Consider the following 25,898-nt stretch of genomic DNA (forward strand, 5'->3'; position numbering starts at 1 on the left):
TGTATATAAAAAGTGACGGGTGGGAACACAAAAAATGCCGTTTTTTTGCTTTTTTTGGGCGTTGTCCGGAAACAACGGGTAATTTTTTGCACTATTTTGGATTCGTTTTTGCAAATCTATATTTATATTAGTGGTGATGAGTGTATGGAAATGCCGTGTTGCGCGGCCTGCTTGGCTTTGTGTATCCGCCGTTGGCTTGGCGGGTGTTATTTCGGCATTTTGTTTAACAGCGTGTTCTTCTCATGACACTACCGCCGGCAATAGCGCTGAGACGGGTTCCCCGGAACTCGCGGGTATCTTGATGTTGGACGGCGGCAAGCCGGCTGTGCATGCGCGGGTGCAGTGCGTGCCGGGCGACTACAACATCATTGCTGCAAGCGAGGCTGAACAGGTTCTACCCTCTGCGTTCGAAACCGAAACGGATGAAAACGGCAACTACGAGTTTGATTCCATCCCGTCGGGAAACTTCACTCTCGAGGCATTCCATCAGGAATCGGGCCAGATGCTTCTTGTGCAGAATCTGAGTGCCGAACAAGATGAACCGCTTACCGTAAACGACACGTTGCAAGGTCCGGGTACGGTCAAACTTCTCGTATCGGGTGAATTCCGCGAAAACCAAAGCGGTGAGGCCATTGTCATCGGGACGACGATTCGCAGAAAGGTTTCTGTGCAGAGCGGGAAAATCGTGGTCGATAGCCTCCCTGCTGATACTTTTGAAATTGTTGTTTACATGGATGGCATGGATCCGTTTGAATTTAAGGATGTTTCCGTAAAGCCTGAAGAAACGACTGTTTGGGGCGATTCGGTGACGTACACATTGAAAGCTCCGCTCGCACTCCCCGAAGGAATCGATTCTCTCGGTGTCGTCGTGAGCGATTTTCCGCTGGCCATCCGCTTGACGGAAATTGCTTTTGATTCTGCGGATGTGATGAACGGCCGTTGGGAGGCCGTGCGCATTTCGCAGGATGGAAACCGCAGCAAGAAACTCCCTATTGCGCAAACCTACTTTGACGCTTCTGCCAAGGAAGCCGTGTTCTGGGTGAGTGTCGATTCGCTGAATGTTTTTGATTCGTTGGAAATCCATTTTGACAACACCATGGACCCTGCGTACGCAAAGGATGTGTTCCCCACGAACCGCAGCTATTCTCTGGTGTGGCATTACGATAGCGGCCTTGAACCTGTAGGCGATGGAGCGGAAAAGGGCTACTTCGAAGGTCTGCCGACAGGGGCCGTGGCTGCCGACGGTGTTGTGGGCAAGGGTGCAAAGCTTGAAGAAGGCGATGTTGTTGTTGCCGAGAATTCGAGTGCAGCTGATTCCTCGCGCAAGGTGAACTTGAATTATGACGGAAGCGATTATTTCTGCTTCTCGGTGTGGGTAAAGCTCGATAATCTTGAATCGGAGCAGGCCATTTTCAAGAAGTCCAAGGAATATGCATTGCGCTATGTTCCAGAGATTGGCTTTGTCGTGGACCTCTGGGTCCCCGATTCAAGTTCCGATTCTATAAAATACGCCTGGGCGTCGGGAACGTCAGGTATTAAGGCGGGCGAGTGGGTGTATGTCGCCTTTAGCCGCCATACGATATCGCAGTCCAATTTCTACGTGAACGACCGTAAGATAGAAACGGAGCCGGAACAAATCGCCTGGACGGGCGTTCGTGATGTCGCAGACTTTGAAGTCGGCGGCTTTACCGGTACGATTGACGAACTTATGCTCGGCAGCTGTTACCGCGATGACGACTGGACGCGCCTTACCTACCTGAACCAGCGTCCCGAAAATTATTGGCCAGCCCTTTCGGCCCGCTAGGCGTAATCCATAAATAATTATTTTTTTTGTAAAAATGAGAACATTTTTGCAAAAAAATCGCTGTATCTATTGACTTTACGAAAAGAATAACTTATATTCTGTTTTGATATTTTGAGAACATTTTTGAGAACAGGAATGAATGTTTGTCGGAATATCAAAGGATGTACTTGGGATGAATTATTTGAAGAATATCCGCTTGGTGGAAATTTTGACGGCAGCTTTTGCCGTTTTGGCGCTTGCCGGGAATACCCATGTAAAGCCTGGCGACGATTTTATTTCGGCCATGACTAAGGCCTCCGCCGGAGATACCGTCTTTTTTGAAGCGGGAACATACCAGGTGCCCTATACAGAGGGTCAGGCGAATACGATTACACTTTCAAAGTCAGGAATGGCGGACAAGCCCATTGTGTTCTATGCGGCGGGCCATGCGACTGCCGTGATAGACTTCCAGTTCCCGGAACTCACCTATGTCGACAAGGGCGTGGGGCTGAGCATGACCGGCAGTTATTACGAACTTCACGGTCTCGCCATTACCCGTGCGGGATACCAGGGAGCCTATGTGACAGGGTCGTACAACAAGTTCTACAACATGTCGTTTTTCGAAAACCGCAATTCCGGTTTGGAAATTAACAAGGGCGGGAATCATACGCTGGTGGTCAACGTAGATGCGTACCGTAATTATGACCCCAAGAAAAAGGGCGGCATGGCTGACGGCTTTGCGAGCAAGCAGACTCAGGGAGCAGGAAATGTGTTCATCAACTGCCGTGCTTGGGAAAATTCCGACGACGGTTTCGACTTTTTTGATTCACCCGACAGTGTCATTGTCTATGATTCCTGGGCGTTCCGGAATGGGGTCAATGTTTTTGGCTATGCGGCCGAGCTCTTTGATGGAAACGGCAATGGCTTTAAGATGGGCGGCAATAAAGCCCAAGCGAATCACCGTTGCACGCGTTGTATTGCGTTTGACAATCCGGTAAAGGGCTTTGACCAGAACAACAATACGGGTGGCATTACGGTGGAACAGAGCCTTGCTTACCGCAACGGAAGTAGTGGTGCCGCCAATTATGGAATGGGTGGGGCGCTGAATGCGGGGCAAAAGCATCACCTGCGGAACAATATCTCTTATAAGGGCAAAAATGCCGACTCTTTTGGTTCGTCTAGCGAACAGAAAACGAATTCCTGGAGCATTTCGGTGGCTGTGAGTGACGATGACTTTGAGTCGTTGGACACGAGCCTTGCGACGATTGCCCGAAATGCGGATGGACTGCTCCCGTACACAAAGTTGTTCCGCCTGAAAAAAGGGAGCGTCTTGATTGACAAGGGGACGGAAATTGGCTTTGATTATGTTGGCTCGGCACCGGATCTTGGACCTTACGAATATGGCGAAATTGCAGCAGAATCCAGTTCTTCGGAAGTGTCTTCTAGCAGTGCTACAACGACTGTTATTCGCCGCAGGGTGGCCCCTGCTGACAGGCGTAAAGATGCTCCGAGGTTCAATGCATTGGGGCGTTCGGTAAAATCCGCGGAACCTTTCCGTTGGAGCGTCAGTTGGTTTTAATAAAGAGGTGGAAAAATGAAAGCAAAATATTTGGCAATTCTCTTGATGAATGTGGGGCTCTTTGCGGCTACCCCTAACTTCGATATGGTGGGGTATGCCACTTTGGAAGGGGGCACTACCGGCGGTAACGGGGGCAAGGTTGTGGAAGTCTCCAACTTTGCAGAATTTAAGCAGTACGCCGAAGATTTGGAAACTCCTTACGTCATTATCGTGAAGGGTGAAATCAATACCGGTATCAAGACGTTTATCGATGAAAATGGCCATGTGGCCTCTTCGGGTACGGCAACGACTTATGGCGAATTGGTCTTGGTCGGCAATAACAAGACGATCATCGGTAAAGGCGAATCGGCGTTCCTTAATCGAGTGGGCCTGATGATTCAGAATAAACATAACATCATCATTCGTAACATCAAGTTCACCATGAGCGATGTTCCCATTAGCAAGACCGACGAAAACAAGGTGATCGCTTTCCGTAATGGGGCAGAAGTTGTCCTCAATGACCCGGATTGCATCGCGATTTCTGCGGACTCTGCTGCCACTAACTGGGCTGACAAGAATAAGCAGGGAAGCCATAACATTTGGATCGATCACTGCGAATTCTATAATGCCTACACCAGCAACAAGGACCGCTACGATGGTCTGTTGGATGCCAAGAACAACATTTACAATGCGACTTTTAGCTGGAATTATTTCCACAACCATCATAAGGGAAGCCTCATTGGCAATAGCAACGGAGATAGTCTTCGTCATGAAATAACTATCCACCATAACTTTTATAAGGACCTGGATGCGCGTACTCCCATGATGCGCCATACTAAAATTCACCTTTATAACAACTATGTTCTTGGTCAGGGAACAGGCAACGGCCCGAATGTTCGCTATGGTTCTGACGACTACTTTGAAAATAATCACTATGCGGGCCTCAGCAAGGCGATTTTCGCTGGCGATGATGGCGTGGCTACCATTGTTGGAAACTATTACGAAGGCTGCGCCAACTTCCAGAGTAGTGGCTGTAACAGCAAAAAAATGAAGATTTCCGTAAATCCCGGTACTTCGCTTACTTCCAAGGATACCGCATGGGTCACTTACGATACGGAAATCCCTAAGGGAACTTTCAATCCCAAGAGCGTCTACAGCTATAGTGCAGATCCCGTAGGCGATGTGAAGGGCTTGGTGACAAATTATTCTGGCATTGGTAAAATTGATATCAGCGAATATGAAAAAGGAACGAAAATCGACCCGGTGATTGTTAGCTCAAGTTCTGTCGCCGAAGTAAGTTCTAGTAGCGTTACGAGTTCTTCAAGTAGCTCCGAAAACACAACGCGGTTGATTGCAACCGATGTCGAGTTCACCATTTCGCCTATGACCAAGGTGCAAATTTTCTCCTTGACAGGAAAACTGATCAAGCAGGGCTTTTACAGCGAATGGGAACAATTGAAGTCTAGCCTCCCGCAAGGCCACTACATTGTACGAGGGCTTCACCAAACATTAATATTCCAGTCCCGAAGAAAATGCTCTCGTCTTTAAGGTAGTGGAGCAATCGTTGTCCTTAGACAACGCGTAAATAAAAATTTCAATACTCCTTGGCCAGCTAGGGAGTATTTTTATTTTCGCATAAAAGTTGGAGTGTGTTATGCAAAAAAGTTGTTTGGGATTGATTCCGGGCGCCGTTTTGTCGGCTGCCCTAGGTGTTCACTCATACGCGGCGTCGGGTGATGCCTACACGTGGCCCGGCTACCGCAGCGACCTGGATTACGACACGAAGTCGAATCTGGGCGATATCCAGCCACCGACCAAGTTCAATAACAATTGTTCGGGCGTTACCGGAAAGAAGGCCGGTAAATGGTGGGCGTTTTATTGGGGCAAGGATCGCGACAACCGCATTACCGACGTGACAATTGATTCGATCCTCAAGAAGTACGATACCGATTTCGAGTACCTGTACAATGAGATGGGATGGGCGCCGGATGCCCAGGCGCAAGAAGGCCAGTACAGCGCCGTTTATTACTATGGCTCGGGTACGTGTGCCGGTGGTGCGAAGGACGATACCACGGGTGGTTGGCAGACTTGGGTGGCGGGCTACACGGCGGTGGCGGCTTCGTTCTATCCGCTCTACAGTTTTAACACGAGTTGCCCTTACCACGATCGTGTAGCGCAGATGGATGCGATGATTCACGAGGGTATCCACTCGATGACGAACGGTTACCCCGGCGCAAAGGATGCGCACTGGTTCCAGGAAGCGGGTAACACCTGGATTCAGCAGGATATGTTCAGTCACCGCGATGGTGTTTACAGCGGTATGGGATTTTTGAATGCGGCGACGGTCATTGCGCCGTTCATGCCGATCGAATGCTATTCGGGCTGGCTCATCGACGGTACTTTCGGTGGCCCCGGCGGCGGTGCCGATGACGGAGGCGTGACTGGTAAGAATCAGCGTTACCTGCTGGGCGGCTCGCAGTACAGCAACATCTTCCCGACGTTTATCGGCACATGGATTGGAACGGGTGCGGTGCGCTGGATTTACGGAAATGCTTATGGCAAGACCAAGTACCTGCTCGAAACCTACGGCCTCGACAAGGGCCTTGGCGATGCGGGCGTGCGCAGGCTCATTACCGAATTCCGCGCAAGGCTTGCGATGCTTGACATGAAAAAATGGTCCGGCGAAATCAAGAATTTGCTGAATCAGCATTTCGGAAGCGACACCTACTGGGAACAGGACATGTGGGACAACAACAGGAAGAGCTACACCTGGACCATGACGCCTTACCAGACGGTAACGGAAAGCAACGGTTACCTTGTACCGAATCAGGAAACAACTCCGGGTTGGTCTGGCTCGAACGTGGTTCCGCTGAAGGTGCAAAACGGAGCAAAGGAAGTAACCGTGAGCTTCAACCCGAACGGTGCCAACTCCAATAACAAGAACATGAATTTCTTGCTGTGCTACCGCGCAACCGACGGTACGCCTGTGTACAGCGAGCCCATTACGGGCGAGGGCTCTGCAACGCTTCGCCTGGACAAGACGCCTTCTTCGACAAACGGTGCGCAGATGGTTTTCGCGGTGATCGTGAATACCGATTACCAGTACACTGGCAACACGGGAATTCGCAAGTTGCATTACGATTATAAGTTGAAACTGGAAACGGGCGTAAGTGGCGCTGGGGCTGCAAACATCAAGTACTACAACGACTTTAAGCTGGATTACGAGTGGCCCGAAATCGGCGAGGTTCCGGTTGCGTCCAGTAGCTCTGTAGCTTCGAGCAGCTCTGTCGCTCCCGCAAGCTCCAGCAGTGTGGTGGCCAGCAACTCCGAAAAGATTGTCTTGGACGGTGCCACGACATATTCTATCTCAGTGACGCTTCCGATTGACGACAACTATGCGACGGTTGCGGCAAAATTTGATGTAAATGAAATCGCACAAAAGCTTGGACTTACTGCGGCGACTCTTTCCCGGGCGACCTTCTTTGCCCAGGAAAGCGACGGCAACGTGGTGACCAACAGCACCGCCACCGCTCCGGGACACTGGTTCGGTAAAGACGGCAAGGTGGTGGAATGGGGCGAGTCCGCCTACGTGTTCAGCGAAGCCGACTTGTCGAAGGGGACGCTTGCTGTCGGACATTATCCGAACCGCGTGAAGGACGGCGAAAAGTACAGCTTTACGCAGGGCCTTTCGCACAACGGAAAATCGGTGCTGTTCAAGGTAAACGTGACTATCACCAACGAAAAGGGGAGTGGCGAGGCGACAACGGCGTTGATGTGTGGACTCGAAGGACTTTCGACTCATGTTGACCTTGCGCTTCGTCGCGGACAGATCGAGGTTCGCTACACGCTTCCGCAGCGCGACAATGTAAAAATCAGCCTGTTTACGGGATTTGGAGCCCTGGTTGCCCAGGAGGTGGTGGGGCTGCAGAATGCAGGTGCGCATACGTTTGCATTTGACATGAGGGGCTTGCCTATGGCGACCTATATCGTGAAGGTGACGACCGGCAGCTACCGCGAAGCAAAATCGATAAACATTTTCCGATAAATCGATGATACCAAACAAAGGCACCCCGGCGAATGCCGGGGTGCTTTTGCATTGACGAGGTCAATGCAAAGCTCTGTGCCTCGGTCAAGGGCAAATTATTTGCCCGTGACTTTCGGCTTGGGAGCTTTTGTTGGAGGTGTGTTGTTTTGAGAGAGTTAACGCCTTACGGCCTTGAAAATCCCGAGGGGCCTGTTGCCTTGCGAGACCTTGACGAGGTAGGCGCCTTGCCGCAGGGTGATGTGGAGTTCGTTCCCCTGCGTGGCGCGGAATTCAGCGATGCGGTGGCCCTGCAAGTCGAAGATGCTGATGTCGTGCGCGCCGCCGTCGATGCCCTCAAGATGGAGTGTGCTACCGTCGATTCGTCCGCTGATGGCGTTGTGCGGAGTCATGGATTCGACGATGGTGATGCCTTCAGTTTCTTCTGCTCCTGAAGATGCACTTTCTGCCGAGCAGGAAGACTGCGGCATGGCGATTTCTGCACTTGATGAGGACTCCGGCTCTACCTGAATCAAGCCTCCATCGGTGATGGGCGTCTTTGCCCGTGTGAGGACGTCGAGCGGGTCGGGCTTGCTGGAATCGAATGCCTCGTGGTCGTCGCGCAGGTGCTTGGCGAGTTCGGGCACCTTCGCCTTGATTTCTTCGATATTCGCGCGGGCGAGTTCGTAGGCGCCGTATTCGCAGAAGTGCGTCTTGTCGCTCGCGGTGTACATGTACATTTTTTCCTTGTTGCCACCGAGGGCCTTGCCGAGCGTGATGCTGTGCTGGTTCAGGTCGAGCACGGTAACTCCGAGTTTTTTCCCGAGGGCGCGCATGCGTTCGGGAAGCCCGCCTACGGCTGTTTTCGGGTCGGTCTCGTTCTGCCTTGCGGTGGATGTCACGAACAGCGGAATGGCGCCCTTCGCCTTGATTTCGTTTGCGTACTTGGTGAGGGTAGTTTCGTAGTTGTTCACGTCGTTTTGATTCTTCTGGTCGTTATGCGCGAACTGCACGGTCACGAAGTCGCCCTTCTTGACTTCGGAGAGAATCTTGGCGAGGCGCTTCATGCTGTAGAATCCGCTGGCGGTAAGGCCCGATTCGGCGTAGTTCGCGATGGCAAGGCTGGATTTGAAAAATCCCGGGGCCATCTGGCCCCAGCCCGCCCACGGTGCCATAATCTGGTCGACCACGGTGGAGTTTCCGCAGAGCCAAAGCGTGGTCACGTTGTCGTTACGCTTGATTTCGATTCCTGCGACGGCGGGCGCCTTGCCGCTGATGACGAAGGTGAGCTTCTTGTCCCAGGTGCGGTAATCCTTTTCGCGGTCCTTGATGCTCATGGTCACCGAGCCGTCCATGCTTCTTGTTTCCATGCGCCTGAGCGAAACGGTCTGCCTGCTGAACACGCCGCCGGCGAGGGTGATGCGGTCGAGCATGAGCTTGCGGTTTTCGGCCCATACGGTGGTTTCGCTTTCGTTTTCGCCGTCACCGAGAATGAACGTCACCTCGTAATTGCCTTGCGGGAGCGCTACCGAGAAAACCATGTCGCCCTTCGCCGTCAAGAAATCCGTGGTGAGGTCGTCGTCCCACAGACGGTCTACCGAAGAAACCGTCCCGCTTTCGAAACCGAAACCCTGCGAGTCGCTGTACTTGGTGTTGGCCTTGACCTGCGTGTAGCCCGCGGCAACCGGGCCCTCGCCAAAGTCGAACTTGTAGTTTTCGGCGGCGTCTGCCCATGCGAACGCCCCGAGGACTGCGACCGCCGTGAGAATCGTTGCTGCCTTGATCGCAGTGTCTATTCCTGCTAATTGTTTTTGCTGTTCCATAAAACCATCCCTTTTACACTCGTTTGCGCTTGTACTACAAAATGTACTATAAAATTTTTAGAAAAGCAAGAAAAAATTTATTTTTTTTTGTAAATTCATTCCCCCGATACCGCAAAATGCGCCAAAATGGCGATTTTCCCGTCGAGTTCTACGCGCAGGTAGTAGCGACCGGCCGAAAGTCGGGCGCCTCCCTGCAGGAGTGCTGTGCTGCCGGCCGAAACCATGCGGGTCTCGTCAACAACCGTCTTGCCGAGCGCATTCATGATTTGTATGTGTGCCAAGCCGCCGGCGGAACGGAGGGTGAGGTTCCGGGGGTCGAAAGCCGTTTGGTTCTTTTGCATGGATACGGCGATGGTGGTGCCCGTTTCGGAATCCTGCGTGCCGCTAGAGTCCTTGAGTACTTCGGCGACGGGACAGCCGACCCGGTGTACGGCCTCGTTGGTAAAGGAAACCATGTCTACATTGGGGCCTCCGTTATTTGTCGTGGAATAGAGGACCATGTCGAAATCCACGGCGTCGAGCCAAACGTCGTCCACGTAGGCGGTGTCCCAGATATCCCAGCCGCCGGTAGGCGGGAGCTTTATATCGTAGGTGACTGCATCGATCTTGATTTTCATGTCGCGGTTTTCGGTTCCGTCAAAAGCGTAGCGCACCATAACCCGTGCGTTGGTGGCTGATCTGTCGGATGTAAGTTTGTATGTAGCCGTGCTGGAAATGTCGTTGGTCAAGTTGAAGAATCCCTTGCCCACGTAGCCCTCGTGATTCGTGTCGGTGGTGCCGTCACCCTTGTCCGGGTTCGCCATATCGATGGGAGACGGCCAAGCCTTGATTCCCTTGAGGTTGGAGCATTCTACGATGGCGGAACTGGATTGCGGGATTTCGGAACTGGAAGAAGCGGGCATTACAGAGCTGGAACTTTCGTTTTCGGTAGTTGAGCTTGCGACACAGGCGGCGCCGCCCTTGAACATGGCGGTGTAGGTCGTATTGTGGTTGGGCGTCTTGAAACCGTAGTAGAGCTTGTTGGACGAAATTTTCTTGCAGTTCTCGTCTGCCCAGTATTCAAAGGTCTCGCCGCTTGCGGGTGCCACCCGAAGGGTCATGGGGGAACCTCCCGGGAAACTCTGGTCCTGCGTGATGGCGCCCTTTGTCGCGATGTTCGCCTTTACGGTCACCTTGTAGCGGGGGCGTAACGCCGAAACGAGCTTTGTGAGTTCTGCCTTTGATTCGGGCGAAAGGAAGGTGTCGTTTACGCCCCTTTCCAGTTCTTCTGCAATCATGGTGCCGTGGCCCATGGAGCCCATTTCTTGGAAGTGCGTATTCCCGTCGTTACTGCCGTTGGGGTAGTTGGGGTAAAGTCCTGCATCCAGTTGCATATAAAGGAATTTCTTGACATACGAATCCATCTTTCCTTTGTATGTATTGTTATAGGTATTGTAGGATTTCATGTTCAAGTCTACGAAGGGAATCTTGTAATCCTTCGCAAGTTTTAGCATCATGCCGCGGGAATCGTAGTTGTTGCTTCCGGTAGAAAATACGTTGCGCGAACCGCTCATGGTGACGGTTGAAACCAACACCGGGGTTGCCCCGCGCTTTTGCGCCGTCGTGATGTACTGCTTCATGTAATACGGGAAGGAATCCTGGGGAACGTAGCGTTCCGGCTTGTTTGCGGTGCGGTCGTTATGCCCGAACTGCACGAATACGAAATCCCCTTTCTGGATGTTGGGCTCGAGGCTTTTTAGACGCCCGTCAACGATGAAACTCTTGGAACTGCGCCCGCCAATAGCCACGTTGTTTACCTTCACGCGGGAAGCGTCAAAGAAGTTGTTCAGTACCTGACCCCAGCCTTTTTGCGGGTATGCGGAGTCCTTGTAGTTGCAGACCGTAGAATCGCCGATGACATGGATGGTGAAGGATGTGCTGTCGCTCACGGCAAGGCTTGTAAACAGGCCGGCCACGATGGCGTATTTGAAAAAGTTCTTCATGCTGGCTCCTTATTTTACGTTGGCCCAGGTGGTGCTAAATTTGTGTTTCCCGTTGCGGACGATGATGCGGTAGATGCCGCTTGCCTGGACGATGCCGGACAGGTCTATGTTGTCGCTGCCGGAGAGCTTGCGGGCGACCAGACGGCCCGACATGTCGAAAACATCTATCCTCGTGTTTTCGTTTTTCGAGACAGAAAGAATGTCGCCTTTCAGGGACGTTGTCTCGACTTCGGGAACGATTCGTTCCACGCCGTCGACGCTGAACCCGAATGCGTCTATGTTCGGCCCTCCGTTTTCGGTCATGGAAATGAACTTGAGGATTCCTTCGCCATTGATGAGATCCAGGTCCACGTAGGCGGTATCCCAGGTGTCCCAATCTGCCGTGGGCTTGAACTTCACGATATAATCGTGGTCGAGGTACACGTTCAGCGAGCGCTCTTCGGTGCCGGCAAAGGAATAGCGGATTCCCATAGTCACGTAGCCTGCAGAGGGAAACTTCATCTTGTATTCGGCGGTAGAATTCAGCGCGTTTTCGAAATTGAAGAAACCGTTGCCTGTATAGCCTTCGTGGTTTGCCTCGGTGGCGCCGTTTCCCGTATCGGGATTGGCGGCGTCGATAAAGTTCTTGATGTCTAGGCTTATATGCTTTTCTTCTTGGACGGTGTCTTTCGCGGTAGTGTCTACGGAGTATGTTACGTCGGAAAGTTTTTTCGGAGTCCCTGTCGGGAATGCCGTGAGCGCCTTGCCGTCACCGGTGTATTTTTCTGCGGTGCCGCCTTCGTAAACAGCGGTGTATTGCGTGCTGGCGGAACCCATGACGAAGGTGTATATCTTGTCTGATTTTACCGAGGCGTTTGCGTTCCCGCTCACCTTTTTGCCGTTGCCGTCATACCAGCCAAGAAATTTCTTGCCGGATTTTGGTGTAGTCTTGAGCGTCACCGTCATGCCCTTGGGATAATAGGAGCTGATAGTCGTTGCCTGGTCGGAACCTGCGGGGCTGACTTTCACGTCTACCTTGTACATGGGCGCCAAGTAGTCGGCGAGTTTTTTTACCTGAGCGTCCGGGTGTACGCGCAACTGTTCGGTAATGATGCGCCCGAAAGCGATGGCTCCATTCTGCTGGAAATGAAGGTTGTCATTGTTCCCGTTCGCGTAGTTGCTGTATTCGCCCTTGTCGAGCACCACGTTCAGGTAATGGTGAGCGTAGAACTGGCCTACGGAAAGCAGGTAGTTGCGGCTCAGGGTGTCCATGTCGATGATGGGCGTGTTGAGCGTTTTCGAAAGTTCGCGTGCGATAATCGGGTAGTTGTGGTAGGATTCGTAAATGGAATCCTGCTTTGTTCCGCGGAAATCGCTGCGGCGTACCGGATTCACGATGATGGGGTAGGCTCCCTTGGCCTTCGCCTCGTTGATCATCTTGGTCATGTAGGTGCGGTAACCGGCTTCGGAGCTGTAGTTGCGGTCATTGATTCCGAACTTGATGAATACGTAGTCGCCTTTCTGGAGGGCGTTCTTGACTGGGGTCCATTTCCCGCCGTTGTAATAAGTTTCTGCGGCGGTACCGCCTGCACCGTAGTTTTTGACGGTCGCGAGCCCGGAATCGAAGAAGTATCCGAAATTCTGGCCGATGCCCTGTTTGGGGTAATAGCCTGCGTTCCAGTCCTGCATGGTGGAATCGCCGCACATGTAGATGGTTACTTTCGCCCATACGGCTGCCGGGGCAATGACCATGGAAATTGCCACGAGGCTTTGCCAAATCTTTGAATAAAATCTGTTCATTTTAAACCAATCCCTTTTGTGAAATCCGTTAACGTTAAAAGCCGCCTAACGCCCTTCCGAGAAAGGGCGCTAGACGGGGAGTTTATGGGGGTTCTATTTCTTAAAGATTCCCTTGGAGATGTACTTGCCGTCGATTTTTACGCGCACGAGGTAACTCCCCTTCGGGAGCGGTTCCTGCGAGAGGTCCACGGCGCTCTCACCCGCGGCGACAAACTTCGCGATGGTCCCCACGATGCGGCCACCCATGTTGTAAATCTCGATTTCGGCATATCCGCCACGGGCAAGCTTCTGTACGCCTGTCGCAAGGGCGGTCGTCCCTTCCGCAGGGGCGAGCGTCACACCCGGTACCCCGAAGTAGAAACCGTCTACGTTCGGGCCGCCGTTCTCCGTGGTGGAGGAGAGCTTGAGCGTATTCTCTCCCTTCACGATGCTTACAGGTACCTGGACTTCTTGCCATGTGGTCCAGCTGCCGGTAGAAGGCAGGCTTACGCTGATCGCTTCGCCACCATTTACGGAGAGGTTCATGTCGCGGGCATCGTTCCCGCCGTTTGCAAACACGATAGAAACGGTTGTCTTCGCGTCTTCCTTCGCGGTCACTTTCCAGGTGGCAAAGCTCGCCGCATCGTTGTCGAAGTTGTAGTAGCCCTTCTCTTTCCAGCCTTCGTTCGTGTCTTCGAAGGTTCCTTTACCTTCTGCCGGGGCGGATGCATCCACGAACGATTCCTTCGTCATGTCGTGCTTGATTTCGGGAACGACGGGGTCGACAATCACTGGGTCAATAACGACGGGGGTAGTACCGTCACCTGCGAGATAAATGGAAGGCTGCTTCAGGTTCTTTACCGCGTCGGGCAGGTAGTAACCCAGGTGCGGCGGCTGGTTGTAGGCCACGTTCTGCCAGGCAATGCTCACGCGGTAATGCGGGTCGTGCATCAGGGTGTACACGCGGTAATCCGTCGTGACCGGAGTGCCGAAAATCGTAATCATGGAGGCGTCGCTGCCCGAACGCAGGATAAGTTCTTCGCGCCAGTCGCCGAACAAATCGGCCACGAGGCTCGGGTTCTTCTTTGTTCCGTTGTTCGTAGTAGACTTGTTCACGTTGCCGTAGGTGAAGTAGCGGTTCGCCTTCTTGTCCTTGGTGCTCCACTTGTCTATAGAACCGTCGAGCAGTTCGTCTTGCAGGTCGCCGTCGAAATAGATGCGGAAGTTCACCGAGGGCTTGCTGCCCGAAATCTTCTGGCCCTTCACGTTCTTCACGCCGTCGCCCGCGCTGCTCCACATCTCGAATCCGCGGTGATCCGCATCGATGTCTGCGGCAAGGCCTCGGCCGTTGTCTACGCCCGGGTTAGGCTGCTTGGTGCCCCAGATAATCTTGCCGTCGGGGCCGCGGAAGTCGTCGGTATAGGCGGCAGACTTTTCTTCGTGAACATCCCACGATTCAAGGCCCGGACGGTCGGGGTCCATGTCCGAAAGGTGGAGCGCGTCGCCGTGTCCGAGCCCTGTGCGGTAAAGGAGCGTGCCGTCGGACTTGAGCGCCGCGGAACCGAACACGATTTCGTCCTTGCCGTCGCCGTTGATGTCGCCCACGGAAACGTTGTGGTTGCCTTCGCCAAAGATGCCCTTGCCCCTCGTTTCGGACTTGTGGTACCAGCGCTGCTTGAGCTGCTTGCCGTCGAAGTCGTAGGCGACCGCGTAGGCGTAGGTGTAGTAGCCGCGCATCATCACGAGGCTCGGGTGTACACCGTCGAGGTAAGCGATGGCCGCGAGCATGCGTTCGCTGCGGTTGCCGTAGGTGTCGCCCCAGTTCTTGGTGACATTACGGCCCGGCACGTAGTCGATGGTCGTGATGGCTGCACCCGTCTTGCCGTTGAACACGGTCAGGAACTCGTTCCCGCTCATGATGGTGCCGGTCTTTGTGCGGTAATCCTTGCTCTTGTCGCCGATGGCCTTGCCTGTACCGTCAATGGTGCCGTCGCTAGTTTTCATGGCGACTTCGGCGATGCCGTCACCGTCCAGGTCGTAGACCATGAACTGCGTGTAATGGGCGCCCGCGCGGATATTCTTGCCCAGGTCGATGCGCCACAGCTTTTTGCCGTTCATCTTGTAGCCGTCGATATACACGTTGCCCGTGTAGCCGCTCTGCGAGTTGTCCTTTTGGTTGCTCGGGTCCCACTTTACGACGAGTTCGAGTTCCCCGTCGCCGTCCAGGTCGCCCACGCTCATGTCGTTCGAGGTGTAGCTGCAGCTGGAACCGTCGGGCATCTTGAGGTCGCCCGGGCGGTCAAGCTTGAGAGTTGCATACGGGATGTTCTTACCGTCGGAATTGGCCGACTTGTCGAACACGAACGAGAGCCCGGCCTGCGCGCCTTCCTTGCCGTCCACGACTGCGGCGACCGTATACTTGGAGGTCGCCTTGCCCGAAGCCTCGAGGTAGTTTGTCGCACCGTTCCCTGCAATGGTCGCAATTTTTGTCCCGTCGCGGTAGAGGTTGAATTCGGTATTCGGGGCGTCGCTCCCGAGCAGGCGCCAGCTGACCAGCATGCCTTTTCCGACGTTAGAAGCCACGAGACCGCGGCTCAGGTTTTCCATCTGACGCGGGGCCGCGAAAGACGGGATGGCGAGTCCAAAGGACAACGCTACACACGCCGCAAGCGGCGTTTTCTTTCCACAATACACCATATTTTCCTCCCCAAAAGGGTCGAAGTTTTACCAAACAGGTACTTATCGTACCGATTTTTAATATAATCTAAATTTTTATTAAAAGTCTACATTTTTTCAATAATTTACCTTAATTTACAAAGATTGTTAGTTATTTGTTGTTATAAAAAGTCCACATTTGTAGAGAAATCGCCGAAAAATGTTCCGTTTTCGCCGTTTTGAGGCCTTTTCTAAAAGTCAACGGTTTTCATCGAATATCGAGCGAGGGGTGCGGATGTACAAAAAAGTTGATAATTACTATACTATGTACTATATTTTTATGTATATTTGATATCATGAATACCTTCGTAAACATTTTCGAGTTTACCAAGTTCCGCAAGTTCCTGGCGGAATACCAGGAGCGCCGTCAGGCGGCGGAGCCTTCGTTTTCGCGTACCGAGTTCTGCAACTTGCTGGGGCTCCCGAATACCCGCAGCTATTTCAACGACGTGGTGCAGGGCAAGCGCGTGACCGACAACATGCGCGAGCGCTTTATAAACGTCATCGGGCTCAAGGGGAACGAGGCGAGGTATTTCGAGGCGATGGTCGATTTTGACCAGGGGAAGACTGCCCAGGTGCGCGAGGCGGCGTTCGATGCCATGATGCGCCTGAACAAGAACCCGCAGGCGATTGTGGACCCGGACAGTTACGAGTTCTTTGGCAACTGGTACAACAGCACGGTTTACGCGATTCTCGAGGTGATGGATGTGGGCGACGACGTGTCGGAACTTGCGGCGAAGATTTTCCCGCCCGTGTCCGAGAAGCGCCTGAAGGCAAGCCTTGAACTCATGCAGAAGATGTCGCTCGTGCGCAAGGACGAACGCGGATTCTGGAAGCCGACGAAGGATAGCCTTGCCACAGTGCAGCAGAGCAAGAGCCAGATGGTGCTCCAGTTCCAGAAGCAGTGCCTGGAACTCTCGAAGCAGGCGCTGGAATCCGAAGGGAGCGAGTCCCGCGACATGACCACGTTCACGTTCGCGGTGTCGAAATCCGCGCAGGCGAAGGTCGAGAAGGCTGCTGAAAAATTCAAGGCGCAGGTGCGCCAGATCGTGATGGCCGATAGCGAGACGCCGACCGTCGTGGAGCATGTGAACCTGCACGTGTTCAGCAACATCCGCGAAAACAATAAACCGTCCGGTGCGGGCGAGGCATAGGGAGGAAGGTGTTGATGGGATGCTTTAAGAATATCTTTGGTTCGGGGCGACTCGCGTTCGCTTTTGCCGCGGTGTGCGTGCTCGCCTTCTTTGCGGGCTGTAGCACTACGTCTTCTACGGATTCCGCGGGGATTTTGATTGAGACGAATACGGGCAACAAGGGGCTTGCGCGGATTCTTGTTTCTACCGAAAATCTGGATGTTGTCGCGGGCGATACTGTCGTGGTGTTCAAGGCCAGCGCCGATACCGTAGGCGATACTTTGTATGTAGATACGGTGGACTACAGGCATGTGGCGACCTCGATTGAGTGCGCGTCGGGCGTGATGTCGCTCGATAGCCTGCCCGTGGGCGATTACGAATCCGTTTCGGTGCACCCTCTGGAAGGTGACGTGCGTTCCGTGGCTGTTTCCTGGAACGTCGAGGAAAATTCCACGAATATCGACCGTGCGCTGGAAGCTGAATTCAAGGGCGCTGTCGCGCTCGTGCTTCCTGAGGGCTTTGTAGATTTGGCCAGTTCGGACGAGGTGTTCGAAAGCATGCCCTTCGCGGTCCGTCTCCCGGATGTGAAGAACCCCTGCCTGCTGGATGCTGACGGCAACATGGTGCGTCTCAGTCGTGCCGAACTTGCAGATGCCCCTACGGCAAAGGTTTCCGACTCGGCCGTTTATTGGGGCGTGCTGCCGCAGGTCTCCTTCGACGGGAATGGCGCGATTTCCCTTGACATCGTAGAATCGTGCCAGTCCAGCGACCGCATTGACTTGGCTCTGGCCCGCTATGTGGAGCATTTTGATTCGATAGTTCCTTCCGAAGCGGCGCTCGCCACCGGCAACGAGCTTGCGTCTGTGCTCGGCAATTCCCGCTGGGTGGATTCTACCGACAACTGGTTCTACATTCCTGATTTCAAGCCCTTCTCCGAAGACGGCTACTACATGGGGCTTTCCATCTGGTTTAATGTTGATTCCATGCAGGTGGGCGAGTACGCTCAAATTATTTCGGCCAAGAAGGACAGCGTGGGCTTCACCCTGCAAAAGCGCGGAACATCGGGTGCGGTGAACCTCAGGCTCGATACGCGCACGGGTGTCTACAACACGGTCGTGGGGCGTGCGAACGGGGTGCTCGATGGAACCTGGCACAACTACTCGTTCAAGATTCACGGCGATAGCGTGACCACGTTCATCGACGGAACGCTGCTGGAATCCAGGCAGTTCGATGCGGGCGAGGGCTTTGCGACTGCGTTCAACCCCTCGATTGGCTACGGCGGGCTTCGCGGCGGTATTGACGAGGTGTTCTTCTTCGACGGTACGCAGTCCAACAACTGGATGCGGCTCTTCTACGCCCTGCAATATGCGGTTATAAAGGAATAAACGGGCGTTTAAGGCGCCTTTCTGGATGTATTTTTGCGAAATGTGGACTTTTTTTAAGTAAAGTGTTGTAAAAATTACATCATTTAGTTTGAAATTGTGTAAAAACTATTGACTTTTAATAAAAACTGACGTGTATTTAAAGTAGTAAACCTTATAGTAAAAAGGGAGATAAATATGTTTGGTGTGATGGGATTAAATTCTCGCGGAGTGGTGTCCGCGGCGATTTTCACGCTCGCTTTTGCGGGCCAAGGTGCGTTCGCTCAGTCGTGGTATGCAACTGACGTGCGCCAAGGGGGCCATGACCCCTCCATGTACAGGGACGAGAATGGCTACATCCTTATGTCCACGAATAACAACCTGGCAATGTGGACCTCGACGGACATGGTCAAGTGGAGTTCGAAGGGCCAGATTTTCAGGGATAGCCCGCAGTGGCTCAAGAATGCCGTGGGCGGAAGGACTGACGGCATCTGGGCTCCGGACCTGTTCCATTTCAATAACCAGTACGGCGTGTTCTACTGCGGCTCCGTTTTTGGCCAGCGCACGTCTGCAATCGGTGTCGCGACGAACGCGAACCTGAACTTCTCGGATCCGGCGAAGGGTTGGACGGACCAGGGCGAAGTGACGCGCGCCACGAACAGCAACAACTACAACGCGATTGATGCCGACGTGGTGGTGACTCCCGATGGCCAGTACTGGATGACGTACGGTTCGTGGAATGCAGGCGGTATCCGTTTGATCAAGCTGGACCCCAAGACGGGCAAGCAGGCGAGCGACGACAAGACGAACTACATGATTGCGACGCGCGGCGGTACGGGTATCGAAGGCCCGAGCCTCATCGAGCACGGCGGGCAGTATTTCTTGTTCACGGCCTGGGACGTATGTTGTAAACAAGGTAACGAAATCGAACAGACCACCTACAAGACGGCTATGGGTCGCGCCGACAAGGTGAACGGAACCTACAAGGACCGCAGCGGCAAGGAACTCAACAAGGGTGGCGGAACCATCCTGATGCAGCGTTACAGCCGTTACGTGGGCCCGGGCGGCGGCGAAGCCTTCAAGGACCTGAACCGCATCCGCTTTGTGCATCATTACTACGACCTGACCGGCGACAAGTACAACCACATCCACATTCGCGACCTGGTGTTTACCGACGACAACTGGCCCGAAATGGGGCAGCCCTTCCTCGGACGCTACCTGAGTGCCGAGGCGGAACACGGCATTATGACACGCGGTGCGACGGATGACTTGACCTTCAATTACACGAAGGAAGCCTCGAACGGCGAATACGTGGGCTACATCAATACGAAGGGCTCCAAGATTCGCTTGCCGATGAACATTATGCAGGCGGGCGACTACATTCTGCGTTACCGCTACGCGAACGGCGGTGATAATGATGCTACACATAAAGTAACGGTGAATGGAAAGGCGCAGACGGTGAAGCTCCCGAAGACGGGCGCCTGGGGCAGTTTCCCCGAAAAGTCCGTGGCGATGGTGCCTGCAAAGCTCAAGCGCGGCGGCAACTTTATTGAGGTGGAACCCGACCAGAATTTTGCGGAACTTGACCGCATCGACTTCTTGCGCGTGATTCGCGATACCATTCCGGGCAACGGCTTCGATAACGGCATCAAGGTGCGTCTCACGAAGGACGACAAGCTTGCCGTCAAGAACGGTGGCTACGCCATCTTCGAAAACGTGGTGACGGATTCTATCAAGAGCACCGAAGTCAAGGTCGAACTGCAACAGTGCAACGGCGGAACGCTCAGTATCCGCGAGGGTTCTGCCACGGGTACGGAACTTTCCAAGTGCACTGTTCCTTCGAGCTGCGCAAACGGCGCCTGGACCGAAGTGAACTGCTCTGCCACCAAGAAACTTTCGGGCGTCAAGGACTTCTACCTCACGGGTAGCGGCATGAGCGGCGAAGTGCTGGTGGGCAACATCCGTTTCGGAAAGGCAGCTTCTATTGAACCGCCGGTATCTAGTTCTAGCGTGAATCCGCCTGCCTCGAGCTCCAGCGTGGCTCCGGTGGAATCTAGTTCCAGCATCGCTGAAGTTTCCAGTTCTAGCGAAATTTCGACGGCTCTCGCTCAGGCAAAGTCTTTGAAAACCGGCTATAAATTGACTGCAAATGCTTTGGGCTATACCTTCCATTTTGATCGTCCCGGTAATTACGAAATCATCGTGATGAACCCGATGGGTCAGCTGATGGCTCGAAAGACGGTGCGCATGGAATCTGAAGTGTCGCTGCAGGGCCTGCCTAAAGGAAAGTACGTTTTCAAGGTGATGAATCGCTAACAGAAAAAGGGATGTTTGGGTATGTTTAAACGCACTTTATCTATGCTGATGGGGGTAGCGGCTGTTGCGATAGCTGCAAACCCGCTCACTACAAAATTCTACTCTGCCGATGCCGCGGCGCTCGTGCACAACGATAGCCTGTTCATTTTTGCGGGCCACGACGAGCAGGGCGCTCAGGGGAACAACAACAAGTTCTTCTTGATGAACGATTGGCACGTTCTGGTGACCGACGACATGGAAAACTACCATGACTACGGTGCGGTACTTTCGTGGCGGACCTTCAAGTGGGCAAGCGGCAACGCCTTTGCGGGCCACTGCGAATACCGTAACGGCAAGTTCTATTGGTACGTGGCGGTGCATCATGCGACCATCAAACAAGACGAAGGTTTTGCGATTGGCGTCGCGGTGGCCGATCACCCCTCGGGCCCGTGGAAAGATGCCATTGGCAAGGCGCTCGTGACCGACAACACCACGAACGATGTCGCGCTGAATATCGACCCCGCGATTTTCTACGACGGGAACGATATCTGGATGTATTGGGGCTCGTGGAATGCGGGCCGTCGCGTAAAGCTCAAGGAAAACATGATTGAGCTCGCGAGTACGCCCGAAGATATCAAGATCAAGGACTTTTTCGAAGCGCCCTGGATGCACAAGTATCGCGGCAACTATTACTTCAGTTACGCCTCGGGTTACCCTTCTACGACGAACTACTCGATGGCTACGAGCTTGAATGGCCCGTGGACGCAGAAGGGCGTGCTGAACGACAAGCTCGACAATTCCGAGACGAACCACCAGGCGATTTTCAAGTATCTCGGGCACTGGTATTTCATGTATCACGGCGCGAATGCTCCGGGCGGCTGGACCTACCGCCGCTCCGTGAATATCGACTACCTGTACTATGACGAGAATGCGAATATCCAGAAAATCAAGCGTACCACCGCGGGTGTAGACAAAGTAAATAACGCACTCGTGGAAAACGGCACGTACCGCCTGACTGTTTCGCACAGTGCCTTGTCGCTGGTCGAAGAGAACGGAATCGTGGTGCAGCGTCCCGAAAGCGAAAAGGATGCGAACCAGTTCTGGACCGTGGAACGCAGCGCGAAAAATGCCCGCCATTACATGCTCAGGAATTACGGTACCGGCCGCTACTATTGCCCGCCCAAGACGCTGCTCGATACCGTCAAGACGTCGGCGACTGCCTGCGAAATCCGCATCGAGAATGCCTCTGCCGCGAAGGGCTACTACCTGTATGGCGATTACGACAGCGACTTTGTGGGCGACGTGCTGAATGTCTCGAAGGACGCGGGCATGCCAGTGATTACCTGGGTGCGCACCGGTGCCGACAACCAGAAGGTGAAACTCGCGAAGGCGACCCCGCCGGCGGTTGAACCGGAATCGTCTTCTAGCATCGCAGAATCCTCTAGCTCCGAAGTTGCTGAAAATTCTTCGAGTTCCGAAGTCGCGCCCGAAAGTTCTAGCAGTGGAACTACCGCGATTGCTCCGCGTGCAACTCGCCAGGGAATGCAGGTGCCTGCTCGCAAGGGTTACCGTGACCTCAAGGGCCGCAGTTTTGACAAGCAGATTCCGTACCGGGTGATGTTCTAGCGGAAGAAATTTGTCCTAAAAAGTAGGAGTGTTTGGATGTACGGATTGGGAAACGCCCTTCGGGGCGGCTTTGTGGGTGTCGGCTTGTCGCTAGCCGTTGGTGCATTTGCGGCGAGCAATCCCGTTGTCACGAATATGTTCACGGCAGACCCCGCAGGGCTCGTTTACAACGATACCATGTATATCTTCACGGGGCATGACGAGGCGCCCGCCGGTCACGAAGGTTACATAATGAACGACTGGCACATATTCTCTTCGGGAGATATGGATACCTGGGTGGATCGCGGGGCCGTGCTTTCTATCAAGTCGTTCAAGTGGGCACGCGGCAGTGCCTGGGCGAGCCAGACTATCGAACGGAATGGCAAGTTTTACTGGTACGTGACCGTGCACGACGGCAGGGATTTTGCGGTTGGTGTCGCGGTTGCAGACCATCCGGCCGGCCCGTACAAGGATGCCATCGGCAAGGCGCTTATTACCAGCAACATGACTGCTGCGAATAGCGGCGTGAATTACGATATCGACCCGACCGTCTTTATCGATGACGACGGACAGGCCTATATTTATTGGGGCAACGGCGCCGTGATGGGCTACAGGCTCAAGGAAAACATGGTCGAACTGCAAGGCAGCATGTTCAACGTGACGCCGCCCAGTTTTACCGAGGCTCCGTACGTTCATAAAAGGAATGGCTACTACTTTTTGACGTATGCCTACGGCTGGGAAGAACGCATTGGCCAGGCGACCATGAAAAGCCCGACGGGGCCCGTATCCAATTCCAAGGTCATTGTCGGCTACAACAAGAATTCCAATACGAGCCACCAGGCGTTCGTCGAATTCCATAACCAGTGGTATTACATATACCATACGGGCGCGATTGGCGGCAGTTTCCGTCGTGCGCTGTGCGTGGACTATGCCTACTACGAAAACGATTCGACCATCGCGAACATTACCATGACCGACGCGGGCGTAAAGAAGGTTGACCACGCGCCGATCAGGGATGGCGTTTACCGCATCAAGGCGCGGCACAGCGGCCTGAGTCTCGAAGATAGCCGTAGTGTCGTAATCCAGATGGATTCCGAAGAAAGTGAATCGCAGTTGTGGGCGCTCAAAAGAATCGACGGTTACACCTACACGCTCAGGAACATCGAGACGGGAAAGTACCTTTCGTTCGGAAAGGGAAACCTGCTGGATACCGCAAGGACCGTCGATGCCGAAAACAGGATTGTCATCGAGAACTTTAATGTGGATGACGGTTACCGCCTGTACGCGGATACCGCAAGTGAATACCTGGGCGATGTCCTGAACATCTCTACGGAGGCGGGCATGCCGCTTGTCGTGTGGAAACAGACAGGGACGCAGAACCAGTCGTTCAAGTTTGAATATATGGGCGACGAATCTGCATATAGTTCTTCCAGCGAGGATGCGTCGAGCTCAGGGACCGCCGAACTGGTGTCGAGTTCCAGCTCCGAGGCTGTGTCGAGCAGTTCCGCAGAAATTACGTCGTTAGTCGCAGCGCCTGGGAATCTCGGTGCGCGGATTGTCGGCGTTTCTCGCGTGGACGGGCTGCGGTTCTCGCAGACCGCGGATTACGCCCTGATGAACCTGCATGGTATGGTGGTTGCCCGCGGGCACGCTGCGCAAGTTGCGGTGAAGGATCTTGCCCCCGGCGCATACGTGGTAAGGCTTGGCGGCCGCATCCAGAAAATCGAACTGAGGTAAAGCATGTTCGACCATGAAAATTTCGCCATCGTCAAGCAGATTGCGGTTCTTAGCCTGCTCGCCATCGCACTCGGACTTGTTTACGGGTGAGATTGAGCTTGTACTCCAAAGAATATTCTCGTTTTTCGCCCAAAATCGCCAATTTTAAAATTTTTCAAAAAATATAGTACGCTTTGTAGTAAAAAGAGTTATATTTATAGAAAATTGTAGTACAATTTATAGTACAACAAAATTTGAAAAAGCCGTAAACAAGATAGCGATAAACTAAAATCAAAGGAGTGAAGGATGTTTGGATTGGGAAAAATCATCAGGAAAACGGCGCTGGTCTTGGGTGCCGTGGCGGTTGCGGCGCTTGCGCGCCCGTATATCGTGGGTGTCGATGTCTCGTGGGTGCTCGAAGACGAGTCGCTGGGGGCGAAATACTACGATAACGGCAAGCAGCAGGATCTCTTTGATATCCTGCAGAATCACGGAATCAACTTTATCCGCGTGCGCACCTTCGTGAATTCGTGCATCGGCTACGCGAAGAACAGCTACTCGGGCGCGAATTCTAACGTGTGTTGGTGCGACCTGGAGCATACCATCGCGCTCGCCAAGCGCATCAAGGCGCACAACATGGGGTTCTTCCTCGATTTCCACATGAGCGACACGTGGGCTTCCATCGGTCACCAGGATGTTCCGGCCTCTTGGGCGGGCAAGAGCAATGCCGAGATGGGCAAGCTCGCCTATAACCACGTGAAGACGACCATGGATGCGCTCATGAAGGCGGGACTTCGCCCCGACATGGTGCAGGTGGGTAACGAAATTAACTCGAGGGTGGCGGGCGTTTCGCTGAGCAAGACGGCGGACTTCGCGAACATCATCAATTCGGGTGTGCGTGCGGTGCGCGAGACGGATCCTTCTATCAAGATTGTGATGCAGCATGGTCAGCCGCGCCCCGAGAAGGGCTTCGCGGATTGGTACAGCAAGATTCACGCGAATATTGACTACGATGCCATTTGCGGTTCCACCTACGGCACCACGAACAACGGGCAGGATTGGCGCGATATGTTCGGGCTCGTGGTCAAGAACAAGAAGGCGGTGCTGAGCTGCGAATATACGGGCGAACGTACGGCCCTCGTGAACTCGGTGTTCTATGAATTTGGCGACCTGGGCTGGGGAACCTTCGTGTGGGAGCCGACCCGCTACAGCAACAAGCCGATGTTTGATCGCGACGGCCAGAAATACACGGCGAATGCGCGCCTTAGGGAACTGCGCGATATCGCGAAAAAATACAACGCGACGCTCCCGGACTGGGTGCAGGTCGGCAAGGCCGTAAAGAAGTACAACGTGAAGACGACGGTCGCTTACGGCGGATCGATTGCGCAGAGCATCGAGGGTAGTGAAATTGCCGAAGGGAGCAAGGTGACCTTTACGGCCGTTCCGCAGGAGGGCTGGGAATTTGTGGCGTGGACCGGCGACAATACGGGTAACGGCAAGGAATACACGGTGGCAAGTCTCGGCAAGGATGTGAACCTGGGCGCGACCTTCAAGTTCGTGGGCAAGGATTCGCTCAAGTACGAAGCGGAAAACGGCGTGTTCAACAAGACGGTTCTCGAGTCGACGCACGAGGGCTTTTCGGGCAAGGGCTACGCGAATCTCGATAACGAGGTGGGTTCTTCGCTGACGCTTTCCGTGGTTGCTGCCGACGAGGGTGATAAGGACGTGAAGATTGTCTTTGCGAACGGCTCTACGGCAAACCGCCCGGTAAGTGTTGCGGTGAATGGCAAGGTGCAGGTGGAATCGGTGGACTTCGAATCGACGGGTGCCTGGGAATCGTGGGATTCTAGCGTGGTGACGCTCAGGTTGCCTGCGGGTGCAAGCGCCATTACCATCGCCTCACTCACGAAGGATGGCGGCCCGAATATCGACCGCATCGAGTTCGTGAATAAGAATGCGGTAATCCCCGTCAATCCTGGCGACTCGGCGGTGGGCGACAGCGGCACGACGGTACTCCAGCGGATCCCTGTGCGTAGCAATACGCTCCGTAACGGTGGCCGGAACTTCCTGGTGAACGGGCGTTCTGCGGGTGCATTGAAGAACCGCGCGTCAAGAATCAGGGTATATACAAAGTAACAGGATGAGGCG

General features: G+C 53.8%; 14 protein-coding genes. 10 read left to right on the forward strand and 4 right to left on the reverse strand.

Translation table 11 applies throughout. The features are described from left to right. The first annotated feature begins 136 nt into the window (after window positions 1-136). The 4 genes from BUA93_RS00545 to BUA93_RS00560 all read left to right on the forward strand — a co-directional run bounded on the left by BUA93_RS00545 (window position 137) and on the right by BUA93_RS00560 (window position 7,386). The gene (locus BUA93_RS00545) at window positions 137-1,804 is read left to right on the forward strand and encodes a LamG-like jellyroll fold domain-containing protein (RefSeq protein WP_072976509.1); all 1,668 of its coding nucleotides are present in this window, start codon (window positions 137-139) and stop codon (window positions 1,802-1,804) included. Window positions 1,805-1,976: 172 nt separating this feature from the next. After that, window positions 1,977-3,362, forward strand: coding sequence for a right-handed parallel beta-helix repeat-containing protein (locus tag BUA93_RS00550; protein WP_217650980.1), 1,386 nt, complete (start codon window positions 1,977-1,979; stop codon window positions 3,360-3,362). 15 nt (window positions 3,363-3,377) lie between these two features. After that, the gene (locus tag BUA93_RS00555) at window positions 3,378-4,889 is read left to right on the forward strand and encodes a pectate lyase family protein (RefSeq protein WP_072976513.1); all 1,512 of its coding nucleotides are present in this window, start codon (window positions 3,378-3,380) and stop codon (window positions 4,887-4,889) included. Between the two features lie 106 nt (window positions 4,890-4,995). Then, a complete protein-coding gene (locus BUA93_RS00560; protein ID WP_072976523.1) occupies window positions 4,996-7,386 on the forward strand; it encodes a DUF4859 domain-containing protein in 2,391 nt (796 codons plus the stop codon). Window positions 7,387-7,541: 155 nt separating this feature from the next. Here BUA93_RS00560 and BUA93_RS00565 read toward each other — a convergent pair whose 3' ends face one another. The 4 genes from BUA93_RS00565 to BUA93_RS00580 form a co-directional block, all read right to left on the reverse strand. Continuing rightward, window positions 7,542-9,185 (reverse strand): SGNH/GDSL hydrolase family protein, encoded by a 1,644-nt coding sequence (locus BUA93_RS00565; protein WP_083597061.1) that lies wholly within the window; start codon window positions 9,183-9,185, stop codon window positions 7,542-7,544. 95 nt (window positions 9,186-9,280) lie between these two features. Beyond that, window positions 9,281-11,167: a GDSL-type esterase/lipase family protein gene (locus tag BUA93_RS00570; RefSeq protein WP_072976525.1), complete on the reverse strand. Its 1,887-nt coding sequence runs from the start codon at window positions 11,165-11,167 to the stop codon at window positions 9,281-9,283. A gap of 9 nt (window positions 11,168-11,176) precedes the next feature. After that, on the reverse strand, window positions 11,177-12,946 hold the full coding sequence (locus tag BUA93_RS00575; protein ID WP_072976526.1) for a T9SS type A sorting domain-containing protein: 1,770 nt from the start codon (window positions 12,944-12,946) through the stop codon (window positions 11,177-11,179). 93 nt (window positions 12,947-13,039) lie between these two features. Then, complete coding sequence (locus BUA93_RS00580; RefSeq protein ID WP_072976528.1) at window positions 13,040-15,622, reverse strand: rhamnogalacturonan lyase family protein; 2,583 nt, start codon at window positions 15,620-15,622, stop codon at window positions 13,040-13,042. Window positions 15,623-15,936: 314 nt separating this feature from the next. On the opposite strand from BUA93_RS00580, the gene BUA93_RS00585 reads away from it, so the two are divergent. The 6 genes from BUA93_RS00585 to BUA93_RS00610 all read left to right on the forward strand — a co-directional run bounded on the left by BUA93_RS00585 (window position 15,937) and on the right by BUA93_RS00610 (window position 25,886). Further along, window positions 15,937-16,794: a TIGR02147 family protein gene (locus tag BUA93_RS00585; protein WP_072976530.1), complete on the forward strand. Its 858-nt coding sequence runs from the start codon at window positions 15,937-15,939 to the stop codon at window positions 16,792-16,794. 14 nt (window positions 16,795-16,808) lie between these two features. Then, a complete protein-coding gene (locus tag BUA93_RS00590; protein WP_072976532.1) occupies window positions 16,809-18,158 on the forward strand; it encodes a LamG-like jellyroll fold domain-containing protein in 1,350 nt (449 codons plus the stop codon). 186 nt (window positions 18,159-18,344) lie between these two features. Beyond that, window positions 18,345-20,450: a family 43 glycosylhydrolase gene (locus BUA93_RS00595; RefSeq protein ID WP_254793780.1), complete on the forward strand. Its 2,106-nt coding sequence runs from the start codon at window positions 18,345-18,347 to the stop codon at window positions 20,448-20,450. Window positions 20,451-20,471: 21 nt separating this feature from the next. After that, on the forward strand, window positions 20,472-22,055 hold the full coding sequence (locus tag BUA93_RS00600) for a glycoside hydrolase family 43 protein (protein WP_072976536.1): 1,584 nt from the start codon (window positions 20,472-20,474) through the stop codon (window positions 22,053-22,055). Window positions 22,056-22,091: 36 nt separating this feature from the next. Next, on the forward strand, window positions 22,092-23,771 hold the full coding sequence (locus BUA93_RS00605) for a family 43 glycosylhydrolase (protein WP_072976537.1): 1,680 nt from the start codon (window positions 22,092-22,094) through the stop codon (window positions 23,769-23,771). A gap of 285 nt (window positions 23,772-24,056) precedes the next feature. After that, window positions 24,057-25,886, forward strand: a complete 1,830-nt coding sequence (locus tag BUA93_RS00610) for a glycosyl hydrolase 53 family protein (protein ID WP_072976538.1) — start codon at window positions 24,057-24,059, stop codon at window positions 25,884-25,886. The last annotated feature ends 12 nt before the right edge of the window (window positions 25,887-25,898 follow it).

The organism is Fibrobacter sp. UWH4 (assembly GCF_900142475.1).
Lineage (GTDB): Bacteria > Fibrobacterota > Fibrobacteria > Fibrobacterales > Fibrobacteraceae > Fibrobacter.

Bases quoted from the DNA above. Each gene is read 5' to 3' on its own strand.
- BUA93_RS00545 (WP_072976509.1), top strand. From the start codon at position 137: ATGAGTGTATGGAAATGCCGTGTTGCGCGGCCTGCTTGGCTTTGTGTA.
- BUA93_RS00550 (WP_217650980.1), top strand. From the start codon at position 1,977: ATGAATTATTTGAAGAATATCCGCTTGGTGGAAATTTTGACGGCAGCT.
- BUA93_RS00555 (WP_072976513.1), top strand. From the start codon at position 3,378: ATGAAAGCAAAATATTTGGCAATTCTCTTGATGAATGTGGGGCTCTTT.
- BUA93_RS00560 (WP_072976523.1), top strand. From the start codon at position 4,996: ATGCAAAAAAGTTGTTTGGGATTGATTCCGGGCGCCGTTTTGTCGGCT.
- BUA93_RS00565 (WP_083597061.1), bottom strand. From the start codon at position 9,185: ATGGAACAGCAAAAACAATTAGCAGGAATAGACACTGCGATCAAGGCA.
- BUA93_RS00570 (WP_072976525.1), bottom strand. From the start codon at position 11,167: ATGAAGAACTTTTTCAAATACGCCATCGTGGCCGGCCTGTTTACAAGC.
- BUA93_RS00575 (WP_072976526.1), bottom strand. From the start codon at position 12,946: ATGAACAGATTTTATTCAAAGATTTGGCAAAGCCTCGTGGCAATTTCC.
- BUA93_RS00580 (WP_072976528.1), bottom strand. From the start codon at position 15,622: ATGGTGTATTGTGGAAAGAAAACGCCGCTTGCGGCGTGTGTAGCGTTG.
- BUA93_RS00585 (WP_072976530.1), top strand. From the start codon at position 15,937: ATGAATACCTTCGTAAACATTTTCGAGTTTACCAAGTTCCGCAAGTTC.
- BUA93_RS00590 (WP_072976532.1), top strand. From the start codon at position 16,809: ATGGGATGCTTTAAGAATATCTTTGGTTCGGGGCGACTCGCGTTCGCT.
- BUA93_RS00595 (WP_254793780.1), top strand. From the start codon at position 18,345: ATGGGATTAAATTCTCGCGGAGTGGTGTCCGCGGCGATTTTCACGCTC.
- BUA93_RS00600 (WP_072976536.1), top strand. From the start codon at position 20,472: ATGTTTAAACGCACTTTATCTATGCTGATGGGGGTAGCGGCTGTTGCG.
- BUA93_RS00605 (WP_072976537.1), top strand. From the start codon at position 22,092: ATGTACGGATTGGGAAACGCCCTTCGGGGCGGCTTTGTGGGTGTCGGC.
- BUA93_RS00610 (WP_072976538.1), top strand. From the start codon at position 24,057: ATGTTTGGATTGGGAAAAATCATCAGGAAAACGGCGCTGGTCTTGGGT.